We start from the raw sequence: 24,377 nt of genomic DNA on the forward strand, positions 1-24,377 counted from the left end.
GCGCGCAATCACGCCGGAGGCGCGCGATTGTTATCAATCGTGAACGACGCCTCGCCCAAGCACCGGTTTCGGCGCTATGTGCGCAGCTGCCTGAGGATCTGCTCCAGCACCTTCCATGGCTCGGCCTGGTCAGCCATCGCCACGGGCACGCGCAGCTTGCTGCTGGTTGCCTGCTGCGGCGAAAACAGCAGGCCCGGAGCCAGCAGCAGATTGCTCAGCGCCGCCTGACGCGCCAGAACCTCGGTGTCCACGCCGCAATCGACCCAGGCAAAAGTGCCGGCCACGGGTTCGTACTCCGCATGGCAGCCCAGCGCTTCGAGCTTGCGCAGGCAGCGCCCGCGCGCGCGGTCCACGCGCTCGCGCAGCCGGTCCACATGCTTGCGAAAGGAACCGTCGGCCAGAATATGGTGCACGATCTGCTCCGCCGGCAGCGAAGAGGTCAGCCCCGCCAGGAGCTTCATGTCGGTGAGCCGGTGCACATACTCGGGTTTGGCCGCGATATAGCCCACGCGCAGGCCGCCCGACAAGGTCTTGGAATAGCCGCCCACCAGAATCACGCGCTGCAATCTGTCCATGGCCGCCAGCCGCAGCGGCATGGCGCCCAGAAACTCGGCATAGGTATCGTCCTCGACGAGCAGGAAATCATGGCGCTCGGCAATGCGCAGCACCTCGTGGGCGACACCGGCAGACAGGCTCAGCCCCGTGGGGTTGTGTACCGCCGTGTTGAGGATGAAGAGCTTGGGCTTGTGGCTCTGGGCCAGCGATGCCAGGGCCGCCACATCGGGCCCGCCGGGCAGGCGCGGCACGCCGACGACATTCACGCCCATGTATTTGAGCCGCCCGAAGATCAGGAACCAGGCCGGGTCTTCGACCAGCACGGTATCGCCGGGCTTGAGAAAACAGCGCACCACCAGGTCCAGACCATGGGTCACGCCGCCCACCGTCATGAGGTTGGCCTCGGGATGAGCCGGCACCTCCTGGGCCTGCAGATTCGAGGCGATCTGCTGGCGCAATGGCAGAAAGCCCTGTGGATGGCCATAGCTGAGAAAGCTCTGCTCGGCCCGCGCATTGTTACGGGTGATGGCGCGCATGGCGCCCGTGATCAGGCCCTGGTCCATCCAGCTCGAAGGCAGGCAGCCTGCGCCCCCGGTGCCCGCGCTATCGTCGCGAAAAATGCCGCGCAGCAGATAGGCGGTGTCGAAGTCTGCCGGCTGCGCCGAGGCGGCAGCCACGGCGGCAGGCTCCATCACGCGGCGCTGGGCAGCCACATAAAAACCGCTGCCGCGCCGCGATTGCACCAGGCCCTGGGCAGCCAGCTTGTCGTAGGCCTGGACCACGGTGTCTCGGCTGACACCTGCGCTTTCCGCCAACGCCCGCACCGAAGGCAGGCGCACGCCCACACGCAGGCCGTGGTTGCGGATCAGCCCGCCGAAATGCTCGACCAACTGCTCCACCAGGCCTGCTGCACTGGAGCGCATGGGCTGCCAGCCCAGGGATGCCGTAGCGGCCACAGGCAAGGCTGCCGGGGTCGCTGCCCTGCCGTCGATATGAGCATCCAGCATGAAGTGCTTCCTCAAAGTGTCAGGTCAATTAGAGCAGGCCAGCTCATCAACTGGCCTGCACAAGTGTACTGATAGTGTACTGACTACAGATCTTAGTATAGAGGCACAACGCTTATGCAGCCCCAAGGTTCACCATGCCATTTTTGCCTGAATCCTCTGCCTTCATCCTGCCACTGGCCATGTTTGCCTTTGTCAGCTCCGTGACGCCCGGCCCCAACAATGTGATGCTGACGGCCTCGGGGGCCACATTCGGCTACCGCCGCAGCGTGCCGCATATGCTGGGCATCTGTCTGGGCGTGGTCATCATGGTGCTGCTGATCGGCGCGGGCCTGGGCAAGCTGTTCGAGGCCGAGCCACGCATCTACACCCTGCTCAAATATGTGGGCGCGGCCTATCTGATCTGGCTGGCATGGAAAATCGCCCGTGCCGGCGGCGTGGACCAGGGTCAGTCGGGCAGCCGCCCGTTCAGCTTCTGGCAGGCCGCTGCCTTCCAGTGGGTCAATCCCAAGGCCTGGATCATGGCCGTGGGCGTGGTCGCGACTTACACACCGCGCGAAGGCTTTTTCGTCAATCTGATGTTGTCGGCCCTTGTTCTGGGCCTGGTCAACTATCCCAGCATCAGCGTCTGGACCCTGTTCGGCAGCACCGTGGGGCGCGCACTGCGCACTCCACAGGCCCTGCGCATGTTCAACGGCGTGATGGCCGGTCTGCTGTTGCTGTCGCTGGTGCCCATTTTTGCCGAGCATGTCTAAACTCGGTCCATGCAATATGACATACGCCAACTGACCGAGTCCGACCTTTGCAGTTATCGCGCCCTGCGCCTGCAGGCCCTGACAGAATGCCCCACCGCCTTCGGTGCCACACCTGCCAGCGAACGGGCACTCGGCGATGCGCAGATACTGAGTCGTTTCGGCAGCACGCCAGGTCAAGCCATGTGGGGAGGCTTTGACGCCGACGGCAGACTCTGCGCCACCCTGGGCATGTATCGCGAGCAGGGAGAAAAGACTGCGCACAAGGGCAATCTCTTTGCCATGTACGTGGCTGCGCCAGCCCGAGGCCAAGGCCTGGCCCGCCGCCTGCTGGAGACGGCTGTTGAGCACGGCAGAGCGCTGAACTTGCGACAGCTGATGCTGGGCTGCAATGCCGGCAACGGCAACGCACTACGCTTGTATGAGCAGGCAGGTTTTAGCGAATATGGGCTGGAGCCTGCGGCCCTGTATGTGGACGGCGAGTATTTCGACGAGGTGCTGATGGTGATGAAGCTGGACTAGTCCGCACCGCACCGGCCCATTTCAGCTGGCAGGCTTGAACAAGCGGCTTGGCTCAGCGCGCCTGCATCGCAATGATCTGCTGCGCCAGACCGGCGATGGCCTCGTCCGAAAGCTGGTCTGTCTCCAGAACCTGGCGCCGAGGCCATTGCTCGAAGTGATTCGACTGGGAGCGCTCGTAGTGCGGGTCATAGTGCCTCAGCATCAGCTCTTCGAACAGCGAAGGCAGCTCCCCGGCCCGCGCCCATTGCTGCCAGCGGCCCACGGTCTCCTTGCCCTGCAGCTCCTTGAGCCAGCCCAGCTTGGTGGCCAGCACTTCGGGATCGTCCCCCAGGTAGGCATAGTCGCGCAGCAGATAGGAAAGACGTGCGGCGGTCGTCGCACGCACCTCGATGACCGGAGCCTTGTGCAGATGCTGCACCAGCACCAGCGGCAGGCCGACGCGGCCGATCTTTGCGCTCTCACCCTCCAGATAGACGGGACGCGAGAGATCGAAGGTCTCAAGCTGCTCGGCAATCAGGGTCTCGAAACGCTTCTGGCTGGGCTGCTCGATGCCGGGCAGACCGCCCAGCAAGGAGCCCTTGTGGCTGGCATAGCCCTCCAGGTCCAGCACCTGCTCGCCGCTTTGGGCCAGCGCATGCAGCACACGGGTCTTGGCCGAGCCGGTGGCGCCGCAGAGCACGCGCATCTGCAGCTTAGGCACCAGGCTTTCAAGCTGCGCAATCACATGGCCGCGAAACGCCTTGTAGCCGCCGGCCAGCTGCTGGGCATCCCAGCCGACCAGACGCAGCCAGGTCACCATGGAGCCGCTGCGCAGGCCACCGCGCCAGCAATAGACCAGGGGCTTCCAGTTGGCAGGCTTGTCGGCAAAGGTTTCGCGCAGATGGCGTGCCAGATTCGCCGACACATAGGCCGCCCCCAGACGCTTGGCCTCAAAAGGGCTGACCTGCTTGTAGATGGTGCCGATCTCGGCACGCTCGGCATTGCTCAGTACCGGACAGTTGATGGAGCCGGGGATATGGTCCTGCTCAAACTCGGCGGGCGAGCGGGCATCGATCAGGGCATCAAACTGGTGACGTTCGGGAACGCGAACGGGCTGGCGGTGGGACACGGCGGACTATCCATGGCTGCGCCTGACGGCCTGCATGGCTGCCGGGCAATGGCGTGTGGTCGGGCGCAAAGCGGGAATCGCGACAATGCAGCGATTCGACCTGAGGCTCGGCAACATGAAAAACCTGCAGTCTCATCTCAAGATGAAGACCGGCAGGCCACGAAGCAAGGGCGTGGATCGAGCCTCGATACGCACAACGGCTGCGGCAAGATTTTCCGCAACAGTCATTCCCTGTATAGGGGGTATTTTCGCAGATATGCGGGGCTGCTTCAGCCACGGCCCCAAAACTGCACAGGGCGCAGCTGCTTGCACAACTGCGCCCTGTGTGAGGTCAAGTCAAGCTCCAGCACTTGTGCGTCAAGTGCCTAGAGCTATCAAAATGATCAGGCTTGGTTATCCTGGCGCGCAAAGTATTCGCGCGTGAGCTGCACGATCACGGGTGAGAGCAGCAGCAGCGAGATCAGATTGGGAATCGCCATCAGCGCGTTCAGCGTATCGGCGACCAGCCAGGCAAAGTCCAGCGTGGCCACGGCACCCACAAAGGCGCTGATGGTCCAGAGGATGCGGAAGGGCTTTTCACAGATGGTGCCGACCAGATAGGTCCAGCATTTTTCACCGTAATAGGCCCAGCCCAGAATCGTGGTGAAGGCAAATACCGACAGCGAAACGGCCAGCACATATTTGCCCACACCGGGGATGGCGGCCTCGAAGCTCTGGGTGGACAGCACGGCCCCGGTAGCGCCGGAATTCCAGACGCCGCTGACCACGATGGCCAGCCCGGTCATGGTGCAGACGATGATGGTGTCGATGAAGGTACCCATCATGCCTACCAGCCCCGAGAAAACGGGGTCACGCGTGGCACCAGCAGCCTGGGCGATGCCGGCCGTGCCCAGGCCCGCTTCGTTGGAAAAAATGCCGCGCGCCACGCCCATGCGGATGGCCATCAGCACCGTCGAGCCCAGAAAGCCGCCCGTGGCCGCCGTGGGGCTGAAGGCCTGCTCGAAGATCAGTGCAAACGCAGCCGGAATGCGGTCGAAGTACACGCCCAGCACATAGAGCACGCAGATCACATAGGCCACGCACATGGCAGGCACCAGCTTTTCGGCCACCGCGCCGATGCGGGTGATGCCTCCCAGCACCACGGCACCGGTAAGCACGGCCAGGCCCAGGCCTGTGATCCAGCTCTCCAGACCGAAAGCCGTGTGCATGGCCGATGCAATACCGTTGGACTGCACCATGGAGCCAATGCCGAAACCGGCCAGACCGCCAAAGATGGCAAACAGCGTACCCAGCCATTTCCATTTGCTGCCCAGACCGTTTTTGATGGCGTACATCGGGCCGCCCACCCACTGGCCGTGGTCGTTTTTCTCACGGTACTTCACCGCCAGCACCACCTCGCCATACTTGGTAGCCATGCCCAGCAGCGCCGTCATCCACATCCAGAACAGTGCGCCCGGGCCGCCCACGGCAATGGCCGTGGCCACGCCGGCAATATTGCCCGTGCCCACGGTGGCGGACAGTGCCGTCATCAGCGCTGCATAGGGAGTGATGTCGCCATCGGCCTTGTCGCCGGGACGGCGGCTGCGCCAGATCATGCGGAAGCCGCGCACGATGTTGCGCAGCGGCATGAAGCCCAGGCGGACCTGCAGATAAAAACCCGTGCCGAGAATCAGCACGATCATGGGAACGCCCCAGACAATATCGTTGAGGGCTTTGAAGAGTTGGGTTAACCAGTCCATTGAGTGTCGTCTGCCGCAGCCAGCTTTCGCCTGCGGTCCATTGAATGGCAACAGTCCCGGAACATGTCTTTCACCCATGAGCGGCGAGTGCGGCAACCGCAAGAGGCCCGTGTGAGGCCCACGCACAGCGCACTATTCCTGTTTGCCGGTTGGCAAAGCGCCCTACTTTAATCCAGTCTGCGATCGCTTTTGGGCTGCCGCGACCTATGACTCGCACAAGTGCGAAAAATCACGGCCAGTGTCTTCACGGCACTCACTTGCGCGGGCGCAGCAGCATTTCATCGCCGCTCATCTGCACATCGAAGAAGCGCAGAAAGTTCTGGCCCAGCAAGGCGTCGTCGCTATCGTCGCCCGTATAGCCCGTGCCCACGCGCACGTCGCGCACACGCAGGCTGGCGATACGGACCTCGTCGGCGGTGACGATGCGGCCGTCACGTTCGCCGTTGGCCGTGCGAAAACGCACTTTCTCGCCCCCCTCCAGGCCGGCACGCTCGGCCAGCGCATCGGTCACGCTGACCGAGGTGGCACCGGTATCGACCATAAAGGTGACGGGCTGATCGTTGACATAGCCCTTGACACGGAAATGCCCGTCCATGCCGCGCTCTATGCGCACCGTGCCGTCGGCCATGACCTTGGCCTGGGCCGGCTTGAGGAAATGCTGCATGGCCAGATACATCGCAGCCATGACCACCAGCCAGAACAGCAGAAACAGCATGGTGCTGCGCCGTGCCACGGATTGCGGGGAAGGCTCGGACTCTGGCGAGGACTGGGGCGGCGGCGTGACATTCAGGCGCATGGGCAGGCAAACAAGCTGAGGACAATGCAGCCATTTTGCCAAGACCGGCGCCAAGGTCATACCCGGCCATTACGGCGCCAGCGCCGCTACCGCGCTTACATTGAAGCTTGTTTGCAAATCTACCGGCCTGCAAGGTCGCCCAATATGAACACATCCAAGCTGCCCGCCCTGGTGCTGCACTATATTTTCGATCCTCTGTGCGGCTGGTGCTATGCCGCTGCCCCGCTGGTCAAGGCCGCGCGCGAGGTGCCCGGCATCGAGGTTCAATGGCATGCCGGCGGCATGCTGACTGGCGCCCACACGCGCACCATCACCGCGGACTGGCGTGACAAAGTCATGCCCAGCGACCAGCGCATTGCCGAGATGACGGGCCAGCCTTTTGGCGATGCCTATCTCAACGGCCTGCTCAATGACATTGGCGCGCCGCTGGACTCCGAGCCCCCGACCACGGCCCTGCTGGCCGCCGAAGCGCTGGCCGGCAAGGGCCTGGAGATGCTGGCTGCCGAGCAAAAAGCCCATTATGTGGAGGGCCGCCGCATCAGCGAGCCCGCCGTGCTGCGCGAACTGGCAGCCGGCATCGGTCTGGACAGCGCGGCCTATGACGCGGCCTACGCCGAGCAAAGCGGCGCGGCCACGCAAAAGCATATTGCCGAAAGCCGCGAATGGCTGGGCATGGTGCAGGGCCAGGGCTTCCCCACCCTGGCGCTGGAGTTCGACCACCCCGAGCAGGCTGGCCAGCGCGCCGTGCAGCGCATCGAGATCGGTGAATGGCTGGGCGATGTCGACGGCTGGAAGCAGCAACTGGCCGCCTGGGCCGAGCAGATTGCCGAGCTCAACCAGCAGCAGGCCGGCAACACCGACACCAGTGGCGACCCCAGTTGCGGCCCCGACGGCTGCGAGCTGCCAGCGCGCTGAGTGGTACAACCTGCGCGGCAGATACTCTTTTATTCATAGCTCACAGCGCTTTGTATTTAAAGAGTTCAGGCATTATTCAATCTGAATTCCTTATTCATCAAGCGCAAGAAGCTATCTTTTTTAATCCATCTGCCGACGGCTCCACACCCTGTCGCTATTGCCTTCGCTACTGCGGCAGGGCATAGGCGATCACATAGTCACCGCGCTTGGGCGACTGGCGTGCGCCACCGGCGGTGATCACCACATACTGCCTGCCGGTTCTGGACGAGACATAGCTCATGGGCCCGCCCTGGCTGCCCACGGGCAGGCGCGAGCGCCAGATCTCCTTGCCGTTGGCACTGTCGAAGGCGCGCAGATAGAAGTCCTGCGTGCCCGCGAAGAACACCAGCCCCGACTTGGTGACCATGGACGGCCCCAGCGTGGGCATGCCGATGGGAATGGTCAGCCACATGGGAATGCCCAGAGGACCGGTGTCACGCACTGTGCCCACGGGTACCTGCCACTTGATCTGCCGCGATTTCAGATCCACGGCCGTCATGGTGCCAAAGGGCGGCTTCTGGCAGGGAATGCCCAGCGGCGACAGAAAGCGCTGGCGCATGGCGCCGAACGGCGTGCCCTCCTGGGGCACGGCCCCCATCTCGATGCCGCTGGCGCCCGGCTTCATATCAGCGCGCGCAATCATGTAGTTCGCCAGACCCAGGCGCATATCGTTGACGAACATGGTCTGGCTGATCGGGTCTATGGAGATACTGCCCCAGTTCATGCCGCCCAGCGAGCCCGGAAACTGCAGCGTCGGCCCCATGCCCGGCGGCGTGAACACGCCCTGATGATCCATGTCCTTGAAGGCAATGCGGCACAGCAGCTGATCGAAGGGCGTGGCCCCCCACATATCGGACTCCTTGAGGGTCTGGTTGCCGATATTGGGCATGCCCGTGGAATGCGGCTGGGTCGGCGCATAGCGCTCACCGGGCACATGGCCTTGCGGCACGGGCAGCTCCTGCACCTCTGCCAGAGGCTCGCCGGTCTCGCGGTTGAGCATGAAGATCATGCCCTGCTTGGTCACCTGCAGCAGCGCAGGGTCCACCCCGCCCTGGGCATTGCTCACATCGACCAGAGCGGGCTGGGACGGAATGTCGAAGTCCCACAGATCGTGGTGCACAGTCTGGTAGAGCCAGCGCGGCTTGCCGGTCCTGATATCCATGGCCACGATGGCGGAGCTGTTCTTCTCCATCTCCGGCGTGCGCTGGGCCGCATAGAAGTCCGGCGTCGCATTGCCCGTGCCCAGATAGGCCAGCCCCAGTCTGGCGTCATAGGACATGCCGCCCCAGACATTGGGCGAGTTGCGCGTATAGGTCTGCCCCTGGGGCGGCTGTCCGGTGATGTCGGCATTGCCCGGGTCCCAGGCCCAGACCAGCCTGCCGCTGTGCACATCAAAGGCGCGCACCACGCCCGATGGCTCGTCGGTCGAGAAATTGTCGGCCACGCGGCCGCCCACGATCACCAGGTTCTCGGCCACCAGCGGCGCCGAGGTCTGCTGATACCAGCCCTGCTTGACCTCGCCCATGCCTTCGGTCAGATCCACCACACCGTCCTTGCCGAAGTCGGTGCATGGCTTGCCGGAGTCGGGGTCCAGCGCGATCAGGCGCGCATCGATGGTGGGCAGAAACAGACGACGCCTGCAGCCTGGCGCAACATCTCCGGGCTTGCCGAATGCGCCCGAGGCTTTGATTGCGGCCTCATTGCCATCGAAGTAACCCAGGCCTCGGCAGCGCTGCCAGTTGGGCGACCTGGCTTCGGGGTCGAATTTCCACTTCTCCTCGCCCGTGTCCACATCCAGCGCCAGCACCTTGCCGTAGGCCGTGCAGACATACAGGCGGTCACCGATCTGCTGCGGCGTGTTCTGGTCTTCGGCACCCGAGCCCGTGCTTTGCGGTACATCGCCGGTGCGCGCCGTCCAGGCCACGGTCAGCTTGTCGACATTGTTCCGGCTGATCTGCTCAAGGGCCGCAAACCGCTGGCCTGCGGGACCTTGCCCCCAATCCGTCCAGTCCGAGGCCTTGATCTCCATGGAGCCTACCGAAGGCACTTCGGTGACCTCGGGGGCAATCACGCCCTTGGGCGAGAAGGCACTGACGGCCGTCGCGACTATGCCCAGGCCCAGCACCACCACCGACACTGCGGCTCCCAGGCGTCCGTAGTCGTTCATGACCAGCTTGCCCGCCTCAAGCTGTGCATAGCCCAGGGCCACCAGCAGGCCCAGCACGGCAAACACCATCAGGCGCGACACCAGCGGCCAGAACTCCCAGCCCGCATCCCACCAGGCCCAGACCATGCTCAGCACAAAGGCCAGCGCATAGAGATGGGCGCCAGCCCTGCGCCGCGCCAGCAGCAGTGTGGCCGACGCCAGCATCGCCAACCCCATCAGCACAAAGTACCAGCTGCCTCCCTTGCCGAGCAGAATGCCGCCGCCTATGGTCAGGTACAGACCCATGAGCAGCATCAGCAACGCCACTGCAAGCCAGTACCAGCGCCCGTCATTGGATGAAGGAGCCATAGCCTCACCTGAAATTAATTGCCATTTGTGTATTGCACGCCTTAACGCCGATACACATCGACATACTTTCGAGGCTTTGCACGCCAGCCTCAGGACTACAAGCCCCAGGTAAGAAGGCATAAAAAAACCGCACCGTCGAGACGGTGCGGCCGCTGAGATGGCAGTGCCGGCAGATCTTCAAAGCTGCCAGGCAGGCGGCGCAGCTCAGTCCATCATCGAGATCACCACATCCCCGAAGCCCGAGCAGGACACCTGGGTCGCTCCGTCCATCAGGCGGGCGAAGTCATAGGTCACATGCTTGCTCTGGATGGCTTTTTCCAGCGACTCGACGATCAGATCCGCAGCCTCGCGCCAGCCCATGTGGCGCAGCATCATCTCGGCGCACAGAATCATGGAGCCGGGGTTCACATAATCCTTGCCCGCATAGCGCGGCGCCGTGCCGTGGGTGGCTTCGAAGCAGGCAATGCTCTCCGACAGATTGGCACCGGGCGCAATGCCGATGCCGCCCACCTGCGCGGCCAGCGCATCCGAGATGTAGTCGCCGTTGAGGTTGAGCGTGGCCACCACCGAATATTCGGCCGGACGCATCAGAATCTGCTGCAAAAAGGCGTCGGTGATCGAGTCCTTGATGATGATGTCCTTGCCCGTCTTCGGGTGCTTGATGCGGCACCAGGGGCCGCCGTCGATCAGCTCGGCACCGAACTCGCGCTGCGCCAGCGCATAGCCCCAGTCACGGAAAGCGCCTTCCGTGTACTTCATGATGTTGCCCTTGTGAACCAGGGTCACGCTGGGCTTGTTGTTGTCGATGGCGTACTGGATGGCCTTGCGCACCAGGCGCTCCGTGCCCTCGCGCGAGACGGGCTTGATGCCGATGCCCGAGGTTTCGGGAAAGCGGATCTTGTTGGCGCCCATTTCCTTGGCCAGGAAGTCGATGAGCTTTTTCGCCTTCTCGCTGCCGGCCGCGTATTCGATGCCCGCGTAGATGTCCTCCGAGTTCTCGCGGAAGATCACCATATTCGTCTTCTCGGGCTCCTTGAGCGGCGAAGGCACGCCCTTGAAGTACTGCACGGGGCGCAGGCAGACATACAGATCCAGTTCCTGGCGCAACGCCACGTTCAGCGAGCGGATACCGCCGCCCACGGGCGTGGTCAGCGGGCCCTTGATGGACACGGCATAGTCGCGCACGGCGGCCACGGTTTCCTCGGGCAGCCAGACATCGGGGCCGTAGACGCGCGTGGCCTTCTCGCCCGCATACACCTCCATCCAGGCAATCTTGCGCTGCCCGCCATAGACCTTGGCAACGGCAGCGTCAGCCACCTTGCGCATCACCGGCGTCACATCAACACCGACACCATCGCCCTCGATGAAGGGAATGATGGGTTGGCTCGGAACATTCAGTGTCTTGTCCGCGTTGACGCTGATCTTCTCCCCCTGCGGCGGAACCTGGATGTGCTGGGACGTGCTCATGTTGTGGAATCTCCTAGTCTTGAATATTGCGCGGCGGCGCACCTTTTTGGTGCTATTTTGTTGCCCCCGATTTTGGCACCTTGCTCTAAGCAAATTTTAAGAAATACAGCATAAAAACCTGTCAACGGCGGCACAGAGCTGCTGTTGAGAGGGTGTGAGGGACAGATGGGCTGCTCCTCACTTCAATCTGAAACCTGGCATTGCCGCATCTTTAGGAAATTGGCAACTATGAAAAAACTACTCGCTGTCCTGATTGCTGGTTCGTTCGCTGCTGGCGCTTTTGCTCAAGCCGCCGCGCCGGCGCAGCCTGCCACACCTGCCGCAGCAGCAGCGGCGCCCACCGTCAAGCATATGAAGGCAAAACCTGCCAAAAAGCATCATATGCAGCACAGCAGCAAAAAGATGCAAAAGCCAGCCTGATCGCGCGCTGAAAACCGGTCTGGCGATACCGGCACTCCAAGCCTCTGCACACCGGATCTGACTCACACCCAAGCCTGCCGGACGGAAAGTTCTGCAGGCTTTGCATTTTGCAGACCGGCTCCGGCCGCCTATTTGCGACAGCGATTTGCACCGCAACCCACGCGGATTGCTATAGGCTTGTGACTTCCGACTTCCTGTTTGGCATGCAAGGCTCATGAAGAACCTCCCCACCAAGACAATCCCCAAATCCGGCTGGCGCGCCCCGCTGCTGGCCCTGGCCTGCACCGCCCTGCTGGGCCTGTTCGGCAACCCGGCCATGGCCCGCGAAGAAGGTCAGCCGCAGACGAATCTGCGCCGCATCGATCTGACGGCCGGCATGTACCGCATCGACACCCAACTGGCCATCACGCCGCAGCAGCGCGAGATCGGTCTCATGTTCCGCAAGGAGATGCCGCAGCAGGAAGGCATGCTCTTTGTCTTCGAAGTACCCGGCGTGCAGTGCTTCTGGATGCGCAACACCATCCTGCCGCTGACGGCGGCCTTTGTGGCCGATGACGGCACCATCGTCAATCTGGCCGACATGAAACCCATGAGCGAGGACTCCCACTGTTCGGCCAAGCCCGTGCGCTATGTGCTGGAGATGAACCAGGGCTGGTTTGCCAAGCGCGGCATCAAGGCCGGCACCAAACTGGGTGGCGCGCCCTTCAATCGCTAAACACCGCCAGAATCAGCATCCTTCATGCTCTACCAGCCGCGGTTTCCACAGGCACTGAGCGATATCGCCGTTGCATTGCTGCGGAGATTGGAAAAATCGCAAGCGCTTGAGTCCTACCCCGGCTTCACGGTAAGGATCAATGGCGAATTGCTGCATGCACCCTACCGCGTCTACTATGACGAACGTGAGCTGCAGCAATGCATTCAAAAAAGCAGCGGCCCCACACATCAACTGGCCCTGTGCCTGGGCAGCCGCCACGCCAACGGGCATGTGCGCGAAATCTGTCTGCGCCAGTTGCTGGCGCATGACTGCGACTGGGTGCGGCCGTTTGTGGTCCGCGCGGCTGGCGAGTATGTACTGGAAATTGCCGAGCATCTGACAGCCCAGACCCATAGGCTATCGCCACACAGCTACGGGCGTTTTGCTGCCGAAAACCCCGATTTTGTGACTACCTGCAAGCAGCAGGCCGCCAGTTACTGGGACTGCTATCACCGCCAACGCTATCCGCTGCTGCACCAGCATCCCGGCATACGATTTCTGCGCTGGGTTGACGAGGCACGGCAATCACTGCCCCACTCGGATTGATGCCACTTTACTCAGAGCGCGCGGTTCATGCCGATAGCGGTTGCGCGCTGCCGATGGGAGCACGCTCTTGAGCATTCGGAAATCGCAGGCCCCAAAGTACTGAAAGTTGCGCCGACCTTCGCGCAGCGTCATATGGTTGGGGCCGGAGTATTCATCCGGGCAGTCCACATCCCGGCCACTGTCTTCCCAGAAGCAGACGCTGCAGATGCTGTACTCGCCACGCTCATCCAGCGAGAAATAGTCGCAGCAAGGACACTGATACAGCGGCATGGAAAGCCTTTCATAAATTCGGATCAAATCAAGCTACAGCGCTTATATATCAGGCACAGGAAGCTTCTATTTATATAGCAACTACTGAGACCGGACACAAAAAAGCCGGTGACCTTTTCAGGTCCACCGGCTTTCTATGGAGCACTGCCTGCACGCAGGCGGGGCAACCCGCGCTGCGAGGCAAGCTGGCTTACACCGACGCGATGGCGGCGTTGAAGGTGGCGCTGGGGCGCATCACGGCGTCCAGCTTGGCCACGTCGGGCATGTAGTAGCCGCCGATATCGGCAGCCTTGCCTTGCACTTCCTTCATCTCGGCCACGATCTTGGCTTCGTTCTCGGTCAGGCTCTTGGCCAGAGGTGCGAACTTGGCCGCCAGTGCTGCATCTTCGGTCTGAGCAGCCAGAGCCTGGGCCCAGTACAGAGCGATGTAGAACTGCGAACCACGGTTGTCCAGCTCGCCGGTGCGGCGCGAAGGCGACTTGTCTTCGTCCAGCAGCTTGCCGGTGGCTTCGTCCAGAGTCTTGGCCAACAGCTTGGCGCGGGCATTGTTTTCCTTGATGCCCAGGTCTTCAAACGAGACGGCCAGAGCCAGGAATTCACCCAGCGAGTCCCAGCGCAGGTGGTTTTCTTCCACCAGTTGCTGCACATGCTTGGGAGCGGAGCCGCCAGCACCGGTTTCGTACATGCCGCCACCGGCCATCAGAGGCACGATGGACAGCATCTTGGCCGAGGTGCCCAGTTCCAGAATCGGGAACAGGTCGGTCAGATAGTCACGCAAAATGTTGCCGGTCACCGAGATGGTGTCCAGACCTCGGGCCACGCGCTCCAGCGTGTAGCGCATGGCGCGCACTTGCGAGAGGATGTGGATTTCCAGGCCGTTGGTGTCGTATTCCTTCAAGTAGGTCTGCACCTTCTTGATCAGCTCGGCTTCGTGGGGACGATAGGGGTCCAGCCAGAACACGGCAGGCATGCCGGAGTTGCGGGCACGGGTCACAGCCAGCTTCACCCAGTCACGGATAGGAGCATCCTTGACCTGGCACATGCGCCAGATGTCGCCAGCTTCCACGTTTTGGCTCAGCAGCACTTCGCCGGTGGCGATGTCCACGATGTTGGCCACGCCGTCTTCGGCGATCTCAAACGTCTTGTCGTGCGAGCCGTACTCTTCGGCCTTTTGCGCCATCAGACCCACGTTGGGCACGGTGCCCATGGTCTTGGGGTCGAAGTTGCCGTGCCACTTGCAGAAGTTGATCACTTCCTGGTAGATACGGGCAAAGGTGGACTCAGGCATCACGGCCTTGCAGTCGTAAGGCTTGCCGTCAGCGGCCCACATCTTGCCGCCCACGCGGATCATGGCGGGCATGGAAGCATCCACGATCACGTCGTTGGGCGAATGGAAGTTGGTGATGCCCTTGGCGGAGTCGACCATGGCCAGACGTGGACGGTGCTCCTGGCACTTATGCAGGTCACGGATGATTTCTTCGCGCTGCGAAGCAGGCAGGGTCTCGATCTTCTCGTACAGATTGGCCATGCCGTTGTTCACGTTCACGCCCAGTTGATCAAACAGCTTGCCGTGCTTTTCGAAGGCTTCCTTGTAGAAAATCTTCACGCAGTGACCGAACACGATGGGGTGGGATACCTTCATCATGGTGGCCTTCACGTGCAGCGAGAACAGGATGCCCGACTCGCGGCAGTCTTCAATTTCCTTTTCATAGAAGGCGCACAAGGCCTTCTTGCTCATGAACATGGAATCGATCACTTCTGCCGCCTGCAGCTTGACCTTGTCCTTGAGAACGATGCTGTTGCCGGACTTGGTCTCCAGCACCATCTTCACTTCGCGGGCCTTGTCCAGCGTCATGGACTTTTCGCCGTGGTAGAAGTCGCCCTCTTCCATGTGCGACACATGGGTTTGCGACCACTGCTTCCACTCACCCATGGAATGGGGGTGCTTCTTGGCGTAGTTCTTGACCGCTGCAGGCGCGCGGCGATCCGAGTTGCCTTCGCGCAGCACGGGGTTCACGGCAGAGCCGATGCACTTGTTGTAGCGTGCCTTGATGTCCTTTTCGGCATCGGTCGTGGCGGTTTCAGGATAGTCGGGGATGGCGTAGCCCTTGCCCTGCAATTCCTTGATCGCTTCTTGCAGCTGGCCCACGGATGCGGAGATATTGGGCAGCTTGATGATGTTGGCTTCAGGCGTCAGCGTCAGCTTGCCCAGTTCAGCCAGGTTGTTCGGAGCGCGTTGGGCTTCGGTCAAAAAGTCGGGGAACTCGCCCAAGATGCGGCCTGCCAGCGAGATATCGCTGGTCTCCACATTGATGCCGGCCGGTGCTGCGAAAGCACGGATCACGGGCAGGAATGCGCTGGTAGCCAGGCGGGGAGCCTCGTCAGTCAAGGTGTAGATGATGGTGGGTTGCTGCGTACTCATCTCTTGTCTCAGGTTGTGAAAAAAGGGGGAAAGGTGCCTTGGGCCTGCATCCCGGGCTTGCGCAATGGGGCCTGACACAGCGGGACGACACTTTCTTGATGCAATGCGTTCCCACAATACAAAATTCTACGCGCAACCGGGCCGATTTTTTTAAGTCTTGTACAAGACTCAAGGATTTAGCTCAACTTTCAAAAGGCGTTTTCATTGGGAAACAGGCTTTTTTTCCCGGTTTTCTGCCATGTAAAAAAGTCGCACTGCCGCATTCATTTAGCGGCCATCACAGCCGTGCAAGTTGCGTTGAAGAGTTGCGTTGCGCGGCCTTTGGCACAAATTTGCGCCATCTTTGGCACAAAGTAGCACAGGCTTTGGTACCAAGGCTGACAAATTGGCAAGCGATCACGTACTCGAATGTGTTGTTTTATCGCCCATCGACCAGTCTCAGTTGACGATGGGTGCGTTGGATGGATGCGTTGACCAGTTGACCTCCAACCGGGAGCACTGGCAAGAACAGGCCTTTAGCTGCCCTGTAGGTTTCTGCTAAACAGGAGTCCTGCAAAACCATATGGATCACTTCTGACTGAGCGGCTCAAGTCGGCTTACCGCGAGCGCCGAATGAATGCTTTGTGGGCACTCAATAGTATGACTTCTGGTCACACCTAGCCAATTGCTCCATACCTTTGAACAAGACGTCGTGCAGTACGAGACGCTTCAGTACCTGCTTGTCTCTAAAGCTCATCTTATTTTTTTGTGTGCGCCTGAGCTTTTGGAGTTGACGTACCTCAAACCAAGACACAATGTACGCGGTCACTTTCGATTGAAAGTGAACCAACTGCATAAACGACGTATCTCATGTATGGGTGCATCCCTTTAGTGCTGGTTCATAACTTTACATAGGACCTCTTTTAGATGAGTACACATTCTTATAAGGATTTGTTGGCGCAACGCGAGGCTCTTGAGCAGCAGATTGCTGCCGCCCGCAAGACCGAAGTCGCAGACGCGGTGCAAAAAATCAAAGGCTTGATCGAGGCTTTCGGACTGACACAGGATGATGTCTTCCCTACCGCCAAGCAAAAACAAAAACGCGAGGTTGGCTCTGTGGCTCCAAAATATCGTGACCCAACCACAGGCCAGACTTGGTCCGGTCGAGGAAAGCCTCCGAACTGGATCAAAGATCAAGATCGTTCTCAGTTTGAGATTTGAAAGTGGCCCTAGCGGCCACTTTTTATTTCTCCCGACTGCCGCAGCGACCGGTCTTGCTCGCCCACTGGCGATTCTTTCAACACTGCCTCGGCAGGCTCCTCGCTCTTGGCCCAGTTTTAAATCGCCAATTCGCCACATTCGCGCTGATTCGCATCGCCGCCAACCGCGCACTCCTGCCGCCGGGCTTCCATCTCAAAGTCCTTGAAGCATGCCCGGATTGCAGAATCCGGTCGTTGATGTTGATGGCGGCCTTGCCTTTGATTTTCTTGGGCTTTTCAGCCCTCAGCTCGTACTGCCCCTACTCGAACGACACACCATGTGTCTTCAGTCTCCCTGCGGATGTGCCCTACCGTATCGATCCATCTGTGCCCAAGCAAGCTGCTCAATGTAAGCGTCGCCTGTCATTCACAGATATACCACTGATAGGTTCACAGCCACGCCGTGAGCGAAGCCACATTCAGCGGGCTGCGACAAGGGACTTGCTCACCTGTCCAAGCAGGACTTTCGGCCCAAGTCCAGAAACTTCAAGTCATTTGGCCAGCCCGAGAAGATCAAGTCGCTCAGGAGGAAGCCGGATGCGGCGATAGCCTCGCCACCTCGCTCGCTTTCGTGTGCCGAACCCTCGTCGAACACCACTCCTGAAAACTGCTCAGTCTTCATTCAAAGCTGGGCGTTTTTATAACGTTCTCCAAATTGATATGGCTCAAGAATTCAAAAGAAAAAAGCGAGCTCTTCTAGAGGCTCCACCGTAAAAATGCGCGGCAAATTGAATTCAGCATTTGTGTAATGCGTCTTGATCGTATCAACAATGCTGAAAAAGAACGCTATTTATCTGCTGGCTGCTGAATATCACATTGCTCTGCCGAACTAGCAAAGAGACGCTTCAAGAGCAACCGACACACAGAATTTCGCAAATTTCAACTCCCCTGCAATGTGAACCAATGACAACAAATGAAACAAATCGCATATTGTTTGTATATTTGAGCTTGTATCCCTCAGTTTGCATGTTGATGGGACCCTGCACACTCCTCCTATCCGGAGTGTCTGGATCCCTTGCATGGATGGTGATGTCAGCCTAGGCCCGTGGCAAGTGAAAATGGCTTGTAGCGGCCTGCATCTAGCGTAGGAGCGCGTTCTATGGTGCGGAGGTCTAGTTTCGAGTCTAAGGTTGTCACAGCATTTGGAACAGCCGCGCTGGTAGTGATCGCGATGGCACTATCGACGTGGGAAGTTGCAAATGATGCAGCCAAAGCCGCCCAAATGGTGACACATGCACACCAGTTGCTCAACAATATAGATCGCGTCAGAGGCTATTCTCTCCAATCTGAACTAACCACTCAAAATTTCCGTCTGACAGGTAATGCCGAGCATATTGCCGAGCGAAATGCAGCGATGGCTGAGCGAGAGCTTTCGCTGGAAAAAATACGGCAACTAACGATCGATAATCCAGATCAACAACGTCGCTGGACAGAGCTGCGTAAAGTCATTGACCAGCGCATGGCAGCTGCACGCCAAATTGAAAAATTGCGCAATACCCAGGGTCAGAAGGCAGCAAATGCATTTGCTGCCGCAACTACGCTTGCATCCACGCGTTTGCGCACCTATGAATTGCTGAGCGAGATGGATACCGAGGCGCGCCTGCGACTCGCTCTGGAAGAGGCCGAGCACAAGCAAGCGCGTCATAAGCTGGTGATGGCTGGAGCATTGGTCGCTGTGGCACTTATCTTGCTATTGGGTTCCTCCTATCTTCTGATAAGACGTCAATTGCGCGAAACAGAAGCGAGTCAGCGTGCTCTGGCTGACAATGAAGAAAGCCTTGTGACTACCTTGCACTCGATCGGCGATGCAGTACTCGCAACAGACACTGAAGGGCGAATCACTCGCATGAATTCAGTGGCCGAACAGCTCACAGGCTGGAGTATTAATGAGGCTCAAGGCCGTTCTATCGGGGAAGTATTCAATATCATTCATGAGCAGACCCGCGAGCCTGCTCATATTCCTGTAGCAACGGTGTTAGCCACCGGGGAAGTGCAGGTACTTGCAGACTACACCTCAATCATTGCCAGAGATGGCACCGAACTTCCAATCTCTGATAGCGCCGCCCCCATCCGCGATTCCAAAGGCCAACTGCGAGGTGCTGTACTAGTCTTTCGGGACGTTACTTTGGAGCGAAAGGCACAACGGATCATCCGCGAGCAAAACGCGTCACTTGAAGCTGACGTGCACCAACGCACTTTGCAATGGCATGAGATTCAAAGCCATTTGCACAACGTCATCAGCGCCGTTCCGGCGCTGATTGCCTACGTTAATGCACAACAGCACTACGAGTACGTCAACACTCAGTACCGGGAGTGCTTTGCACCTGACCGCGAAGACATCACGGGTGAGTCGGTAAGAAAAATCCTCGGAGAGGAACGCTATGTTGTTGCCAATGACTTGATCGGCAAGGTCCTCGCAGGAGAGCCGCAAACATATGATTGGCAGCCCTTTCCAGGAGTTTGGCAGACTATTCAGTATGTTCCCAAACACCAAGCCGATGGAACGGTTGCTGGCTATTACGTATTGGGCACAGATATTACTGAGCGCAAGCACTATGAAGAACGTATCCAGACGCTCAATGGGGAACTTGAACAACGAGTGCATGAGTTAGAGCATATTGGCCGCGGACTGCGAACCTTGAGCGCCGGTAATCGCACCATGCTACGTGCCAGCGAAGAACAGAGTCTGCTTGAAAACATGTGCCGAGCCATCGTGGCTGCAGGAGGCTATGGCATGGCTGCCGTCTGGTATTCGGGTGACGAGCCAAATCAACAACTACGTCCGATGGCCGAGTGCAATTATCCGGGCGGTATAGAAGCACTTCGCAGCCTAGGACTCATAGCAGCCGATACGGAGCTAGGCCAAAGCCTGACATCTAGCGCAATTCGCAGCGGCAAGGTTCAATTTGTCCGAGACATGCGCGTAGATTCCAACCATGTTCGATGGAGCGACAAGCTTGGTGAACTTAAATCAGGTGTATCTTGCCCTTTATTGGTTGAGGGCGAAGTCATTGGTGCACTATCCATTTATGACACCGAACCAGACGCGTTCGGCGAAGATGAAATCGCATTGCTGACCGAGTCAGCGGACGATCTAGCCTTTGGCATTTCCATTCTGCGTACACGCTCAGAGCAACTACGTGTACAAGCAGAGATGAATCATATGCTGCGCCATGATCCCTTGACTGGACTACCCAATTCGATTGAATTCAGGGAAGTTCTGACTGCGAAAATTGAAGAAAGCTCTTCACATCCAGAACCAATCGCGGCTTTGCAATTCAATATTGAACGCCTTCGAGAAATCAACGAGGTGCTAGGTTTCTCTAATGGGGACCAGATTCTTAGAGACTTCGGAGAGCGCCTAAGGCAAAGCATTCCTGATTCTGCACATATTGCGCGTTTACGCGGAGACGAATTCGCAGTATTAGCACCCACTCTGGATAGAGGTTCCGCCGTAGCCTTGGCCGAAGAATTGGAAAAAAACATCTCCCGCCCTTTCCCGATCGCAGATATTGAATTGGATGTCAGCGCAAGAGCTGGCATAGCTTTGTTTCCCGAACACGGCACAACTGCCGATGAACTATTGCGTCAAATGGGAAAGGCCACCCATCAAGCCAAGGCCCGCGGATTGAGCCAGTGCGTATTCGACCCGTCGCATCAGAAAAATCAAGCGGGACGCTTGACCATGGCAGGGGAACTTCGGCGAGCCATTGCAGGCAACCAGCTGCGACTATTTTTACAGCCAAAAGTTGATTTTTCCTCCGGGCAAATCTGTGGAGCAGAGGCCTTGGTACGCTGGATGCATCCGCTTAAAGGCCTAATTCCTCCCGGATTGTTTATCGACCTGGCTGAGCAAACAGGCCTGATCAAGCCTTTGACAGAATGGGTCATTGTCGCAGCCCTTGATCTGCTGCAGAGCTGGCAGGCAAAAGGTTGTGCTGTTCCTATAGCAATCAATCTCTCCGCGCGAAACTTCAGAGATGAGCAGCTTTTCGCCAAATATCGCCAATGGCATTCAGAGCGCTCTGTGTCAACCGGACTATTGGAAATCGAGATTACGGAAAGCACCGTAATGGAGCATGCTGAATATGCTCTACGAGCACTGAGTGAGATGAGCGATGCTGGGATTCCTCTTTATGTGGATGATTTTGGAACAGGGTACTCCTCATTGAGCTATCTACAAAAACTACCAGTAGACTACATCAAGATCGACCAATCATTCGTTTCTGCAATGCATCGCGATCGGGATTCTGCCACGATTGTGCGCTCCACCATTGATCTCATACATGATCTTGGACGGAAGACAGTTGCCGAAGGTGTGGAGACCAAAGAGCACTGGGATCTGCTCAAGGATCTTGGCTGTGATATCGCACAAGGCTACTACATCGCCAAACCTATGCCTTCCAGCGATTTCCAGCAATGGGCCGAAGATTTCACAAAATGCCAATTACGGGATAAATCATCTTTCTCGGGATAGCCAATTACATAAAATCACGCACCTACCAACAAAAAAATACTCATAAATCTCATAGATAGGCCTGAAATTTCATGCCAATAAATTCAATAAATTCAGCCGACAACCAATTAACCTATAGCGAGAAATAATCCCACGGTTGCAAGGCTCGCTCCTTTTCCCCGAGCTTCGCACATTCATAGCTCAATACATTCTCACTGCCAACTTCATACGAGCTTGCATTTTTTCAAACTTATAATCGTCAGGCATCTATTTGCTTTAAATGATATTCAAAGGTCGAAACCAAAAGCAACTGCCGACCTTATTGCTTCCGGCCTCAGACTGAATTCCAAGCACACAAGAAGCGCTTCAAATGCGCACCACGCAAAAAAGTAAGTACGCCAGTGGCGCTATGCTGATCACTATCGTCTGTGGATTCAACTGGACAATGCAACACAATGACTGCCTCTGGCGCAAGGAGTGCTGGCATGAAGCAAAGACCGCGGATTTACTACACTGGAAATCCAAAGAGCCGCACTTTGTACCCAAGCAGTCATTCCCCAACAACCGCTGTCAGTCCGACCTCGCTGTCCAATTCACTTACCTCGGACTACTACGCCTGCCACCATGACACCTGACCAATATCTTGCGCATTTGCAGGCTCTGTATGCTGCATTCCAGCTGCGCTTTCACCCCTTGCCGCCGGCCAGCGAACAGGATCTGGCCGCTTTGGCCGCCGTGCTGGGGCCTCTGGATACCGATCTTGCCGCATTCTGGCACCTGACTGCGGGCAGCAGCACCGACAGCACCCAGCCCCTGTTTCAGCGGCCAGGCTTTGTGGATGCACTGGACCTTCTCACGCCGCCGCAGGCCATGGCCCAGGCACTCCGCATGGAAAAGCGGGCCCAGCGCATGTGGGATCTGGCCGGCCCCGCGTCCCAGGACCCTCGCCTGAGCGGGCGCTGGTGGCACGCCGGCTGGCAGCCGTTTGCCAGCTTCTATGGCGACATCGTGCTAATGGCCGATCATCATCCCGGTCCTGAAGGACAGCGCGGCCAGATCATTGCCTATGTGCACGACCCCGACCAGGTCTGCTGGATTGCCCCCAGCTTCTCAGCCTATCTTCAAGCGTCCGCCGACTCGATTGACGATGACAGAGAAGAATTTTTGAATGGTCCACTGGACGAGCAGGAATAAGCGGAGCTCTGAGCTACGCCCCGGCCTGAAAGCAGTAACTGGACAGCGTGGCCGAGTCCATGAAGGCCTCTTCAAAGTAAACGCGGCGAGCCAGGTCCTGCTCGGCCGCCCCCACCACCACCATCAGCGGCAGCAGATGCTCCTCCCGCGGATGGGCCATACGCGCGCCGGGGGCCCGATCCCAATCGGCCAGCCGTCGGCTGCGCGCGGCAGGTGCCATCTGCATCAGCGTCTCGGCCAACCAATCGTCAAACAGCTTGGAAGGCGCCCGCCCCACGGGGCCGAAGCTACGCATATTGTGATAGCTGGAGCCGCTGCCAATGATGAGAACGCCCTCGTCACGTAACGGGGCCAGCGCACGGCCCACGGCCAGGTGTTCTGCAGCATTCAGATTGCTGCGCAGGCTGAGCTGAAGCACGGGCACATCGGCCTGCGGATAGATCACAGCCATGGGCACAAACATGCCATGGTCGTAGCCGCGCTGGTCGTCAGCCCGCACGTCCTCTCCAGCCTGCGCCAGCAACTGCTGCACCCTGCCTGCCAGCTCAGACGAGCCGGGCGCACGGTAATGCAGGTTATAGGTTTGCGGCGGAAAGCCGCCATAGTCATACAGCATGCCAGGATGGGCGGCACTCTGCACGGTGAAAACCGGCTCCTCCCAATGGGCGGAGATCAGCAACACGGCCCTGGGCCTGCGCGCCAGTTGGCGCGGAATATTGCGCAAGCCCTCTGCCATCTGCGAATGCCAGTCGTGCATCTCGGGCACCCAGGGCCAGGGGCCGGCGCCATGGCAGAGAAAGTACACGGGCATGCGAGCGCCTGCCTCCATCAACCCGGAAACCGCCTGACCGTCCAGACCTTCACGCTCCTCCATGCCAGTCTCTCCCATGCATCAATAGGTCATCAAAAACATGGCTGCCTGCGCTTTTCCCATCAAAACTGGAGACCTAAAGCTCCTCATTCTTAGCAGACAGGCATAAAAAAACCTCCTTGCGGAGGTTTTTTGCCAACGATCAGGTCCGAACCGTGCAGCCGCAGACCTGATGCCGCATTGCCGTGATCAGGCAGCGAAGTTGGCTTCGGCGAACTTCCAGTTCACCAGCTTTTCCAGGAAGGTTTCGACAAACTTGGGACGCAGGTTGCGGTAGTCGATGTAGTAAGCGTGTTCCCACACGTCCACGGTCAGCAGCGCCTTGTCGGCGGTGGTCAGGGGGGTACCGGCAGCGCCCATGTTGACGATGTCCACGGAACCGTCGGCCTTCTTCACCAGCCAGGTCCAGCCGGAACCGAAGTTGCCGACAGCGGAAGCCACGAAAGCCTTCTTGAACTCGGCGTAGGAGCCCCACTTCTTGTTGATGGCATCAGCCAAAGCGCCTGTAGGCTCTGCTCCGCCGTTGGGGGTCATGCAGTTCCAGAAGAAAGTGTGGTTCCAGATCTGGGCAGCGTTGTTGTAGATACCGCCGGAAGACTTCTTGACGACTTCTTCCAGATCCATGTTTTCGAATTCAGTGCCCTTTTGCAGGTTGTTCAGGTTCACCACATAGGCGTTATGGTGCTTGCCATGGTGGAATTCCAGAGTTTCCTGGCTGTAACCGAACGGAGCCAGTGCATCGATAGCGTATGGCAGGGGGGGCAGAGTGCGTTCCATGATGGTTTTCCTCGTGG

General features: G+C 58.9%; 20 protein-coding genes. 10 read left to right on the forward strand and 10 right to left on the reverse strand.

The features are described 5' to 3' along the window. Positions 1-74: 74 nt before the first annotated feature. Positions 75-1,562, reverse strand: a complete 1,488-nt coding sequence (locus tag CSE6_RS08365; RefSeq protein WP_059440324.1) for a PLP-dependent aminotransferase family protein — start codon at positions 1,560-1,562, stop codon at positions 75-77. 134 nt (positions 1,563-1,696) lie between these two features. Between CSE6_RS08365 and CSE6_RS08370 the strand changes: the two genes are divergently transcribed. Beyond that, entirely contained in the window at positions 1,697-2,314 is a 618-nt protein-coding gene (locus CSE6_RS08370) for a LysE family translocator (RefSeq protein WP_012838790.1), read from the forward strand. Positions 2,315-2,323: 9 nt separating this feature from the next. Then, the gene (locus CSE6_RS08375; protein WP_059440325.1) at positions 2,324-2,833 is read left to right on the forward strand and encodes a GNAT family N-acetyltransferase; all 510 of its coding nucleotides are present in this window, start codon (positions 2,324-2,326) and stop codon (positions 2,831-2,833) included. Positions 2,834-2,885: 52 nt separating this feature from the next. Here CSE6_RS08375 and mnmH read toward each other — a convergent pair whose 3' ends face one another. From mnmH to CSE6_RS08390, 3 genes are all read right to left on the reverse strand, one after another. Then, positions 2,886-3,941, reverse strand: coding sequence for a tRNA 2-selenouridine(34) synthase MnmH (mnmH, locus tag CSE6_RS08380; RefSeq protein WP_003067451.1), 1,056 nt, complete (start codon positions 3,939-3,941; stop codon positions 2,886-2,888). Between the two features lie 383 nt (positions 3,942-4,324). Beyond that, positions 4,325-5,680 (reverse strand): sodium:alanine symporter family protein, encoded by a 1,356-nt coding sequence (locus tag CSE6_RS08385; protein ID WP_059440326.1) that lies wholly within the window; start codon positions 5,678-5,680, stop codon positions 4,325-4,327. Between the two features lie 253 nt (positions 5,681-5,933). Beyond that, entirely contained in the window at positions 5,934-6,476 is a 543-nt protein-coding gene (locus CSE6_RS08390) for a TIGR02281 family clan AA aspartic protease (RefSeq protein WP_012838794.1), read from the reverse strand. A gap of 144 nt (positions 6,477-6,620) precedes the next feature. On the opposite strand from CSE6_RS08390, the gene CSE6_RS08395 reads away from it, so the two are divergent. Then, positions 6,621-7,391, forward strand: coding sequence for a DsbA family protein (locus tag CSE6_RS08395; protein WP_059440327.1), 771 nt, complete (start codon positions 6,621-6,623; stop codon positions 7,389-7,391). 166 nt (positions 7,392-7,557) lie between these two features. Here CSE6_RS08395 and CSE6_RS08400 read toward each other — a convergent pair whose 3' ends face one another. Next, positions 7,558-9,945: a membrane-bound PQQ-dependent dehydrogenase, glucose/quinate/shikimate family gene (locus tag CSE6_RS08400; protein WP_059440328.1), complete on the reverse strand. Its 2,388-nt coding sequence runs from the start codon at positions 9,943-9,945 to the stop codon at positions 7,558-7,560. Between the two features lie 204 nt (positions 9,946-10,149). Further along, positions 10,150-11,412, reverse strand: a complete 1,263-nt coding sequence (gene icd, locus CSE6_RS08405; RefSeq protein WP_059440329.1) for an NADP-dependent isocitrate dehydrogenase — start codon at positions 11,410-11,412, stop codon at positions 10,150-10,152. A 165-nt stretch (positions 11,413-11,577) separates the two neighbouring features. Between icd and CSE6_RS08410 the strand changes: the two genes are divergently transcribed. From CSE6_RS08410 to CSE6_RS08420, 3 genes are all read left to right on the forward strand, one after another. Further along, on the forward strand, positions 11,578-11,832 hold the full coding sequence (locus CSE6_RS08410) for a hypothetical protein (protein WP_370545700.1): 255 nt from the start codon (positions 11,578-11,580) through the stop codon (positions 11,830-11,832). Between the two features lie 214 nt (positions 11,833-12,046). Next, positions 12,047-12,547 (forward strand): DUF192 domain-containing protein, encoded by a 501-nt coding sequence (locus tag CSE6_RS08415; RefSeq protein ID WP_034358247.1) that lies wholly within the window; start codon positions 12,047-12,049, stop codon positions 12,545-12,547. 24 nt (positions 12,548-12,571) lie between these two features. Next, positions 12,572-13,132 (forward strand): hypothetical protein, encoded by a 561-nt coding sequence (locus CSE6_RS08420; RefSeq protein WP_059440331.1) that lies wholly within the window; start codon positions 12,572-12,574, stop codon positions 13,130-13,132. Here CSE6_RS08420 and CSE6_RS08425 read toward each other — a convergent pair. Both CSE6_RS08425 and CSE6_RS08430 read right to left on the reverse strand, forming a co-directional pair. Next, positions 13,112-13,402, reverse strand: coding sequence for a CPCC family cysteine-rich protein (locus CSE6_RS08425; protein WP_083994694.1), 291 nt, complete (start codon positions 13,400-13,402; stop codon positions 13,112-13,114). The genes CSE6_RS08420 and CSE6_RS08425 overlap by 21 nt on opposite strands. A gap of 190 nt (positions 13,403-13,592) precedes the next feature. Continuing rightward, positions 13,593-15,824, reverse strand: coding sequence for an NADP-dependent isocitrate dehydrogenase (locus CSE6_RS08430; protein ID WP_003067431.1), 2,232 nt, complete (start codon positions 15,822-15,824; stop codon positions 13,593-13,595). Between the two features lie 906 nt (positions 15,825-16,730). Here CSE6_RS08430 and CSE6_RS08435 point away from each other — a divergent pair. From CSE6_RS08435 to CSE6_RS08450, 4 genes are all read left to right on the forward strand, one after another. Beyond that, on the forward strand, positions 16,731-17,024 hold the full coding sequence (locus tag CSE6_RS08435) for an H-NS histone family protein (RefSeq protein WP_059440334.1): 294 nt from the start codon (positions 16,731-16,733) through the stop codon (positions 17,022-17,024). 1,137 nt (positions 17,025-18,161) lie between these two features. Further along, complete coding sequence (locus CSE6_RS08440; RefSeq protein WP_059440335.1) at positions 18,162-21,539, forward strand: EAL domain-containing protein; 3,378 nt, start codon at positions 18,162-18,164, stop codon at positions 21,537-21,539. A 424-nt stretch (positions 21,540-21,963) separates the two neighbouring features. Further along, on the forward strand, positions 21,964-22,146 hold the full coding sequence (locus CSE6_RS26790) for a hypothetical protein (RefSeq protein WP_122974428.1): 183 nt from the start codon (positions 21,964-21,966) through the stop codon (positions 22,144-22,146). Beyond that, the gene (locus CSE6_RS08450; protein ID WP_059440336.1) at positions 22,143-22,712 is read left to right on the forward strand and encodes an SMI1/KNR4 family protein; all 570 of its coding nucleotides are present in this window, start codon (positions 22,143-22,145) and stop codon (positions 22,710-22,712) included. The genes CSE6_RS26790 and CSE6_RS08450 overlap by 4 nt, the downstream gene beginning before the upstream one ends. A 13-nt stretch (positions 22,713-22,725) precedes the next feature. Here the strand turns inward: CSE6_RS08450 and CSE6_RS08455 are convergent, their stop codons facing one another. Next, positions 22,726-23,586, reverse strand: coding sequence for a class III extradiol ring-cleavage dioxygenase (locus CSE6_RS08455; RefSeq protein ID WP_083994696.1), 861 nt, complete (start codon positions 23,584-23,586; stop codon positions 22,726-22,728). A 186-nt stretch (positions 23,587-23,772) separates the two neighbouring features. Next, on the reverse strand, positions 23,773-24,360 hold the full coding sequence (locus tag CSE6_RS08460) for a superoxide dismutase (protein ID WP_034358261.1): 588 nt from the start codon (positions 24,358-24,360) through the stop codon (positions 23,773-23,775). Between the last annotated feature and the right edge of the window lie 17 nt (positions 24,361-24,377).

The organism is Comamonas sp. E6 (genome assembly GCF_001010305.1).
In the GTDB taxonomy this organism is placed as follows: Bacteria; Pseudomonadota; Gammaproteobacteria; order Burkholderiales; family Burkholderiaceae_C; genus Comamonas; species Comamonas thiooxydans.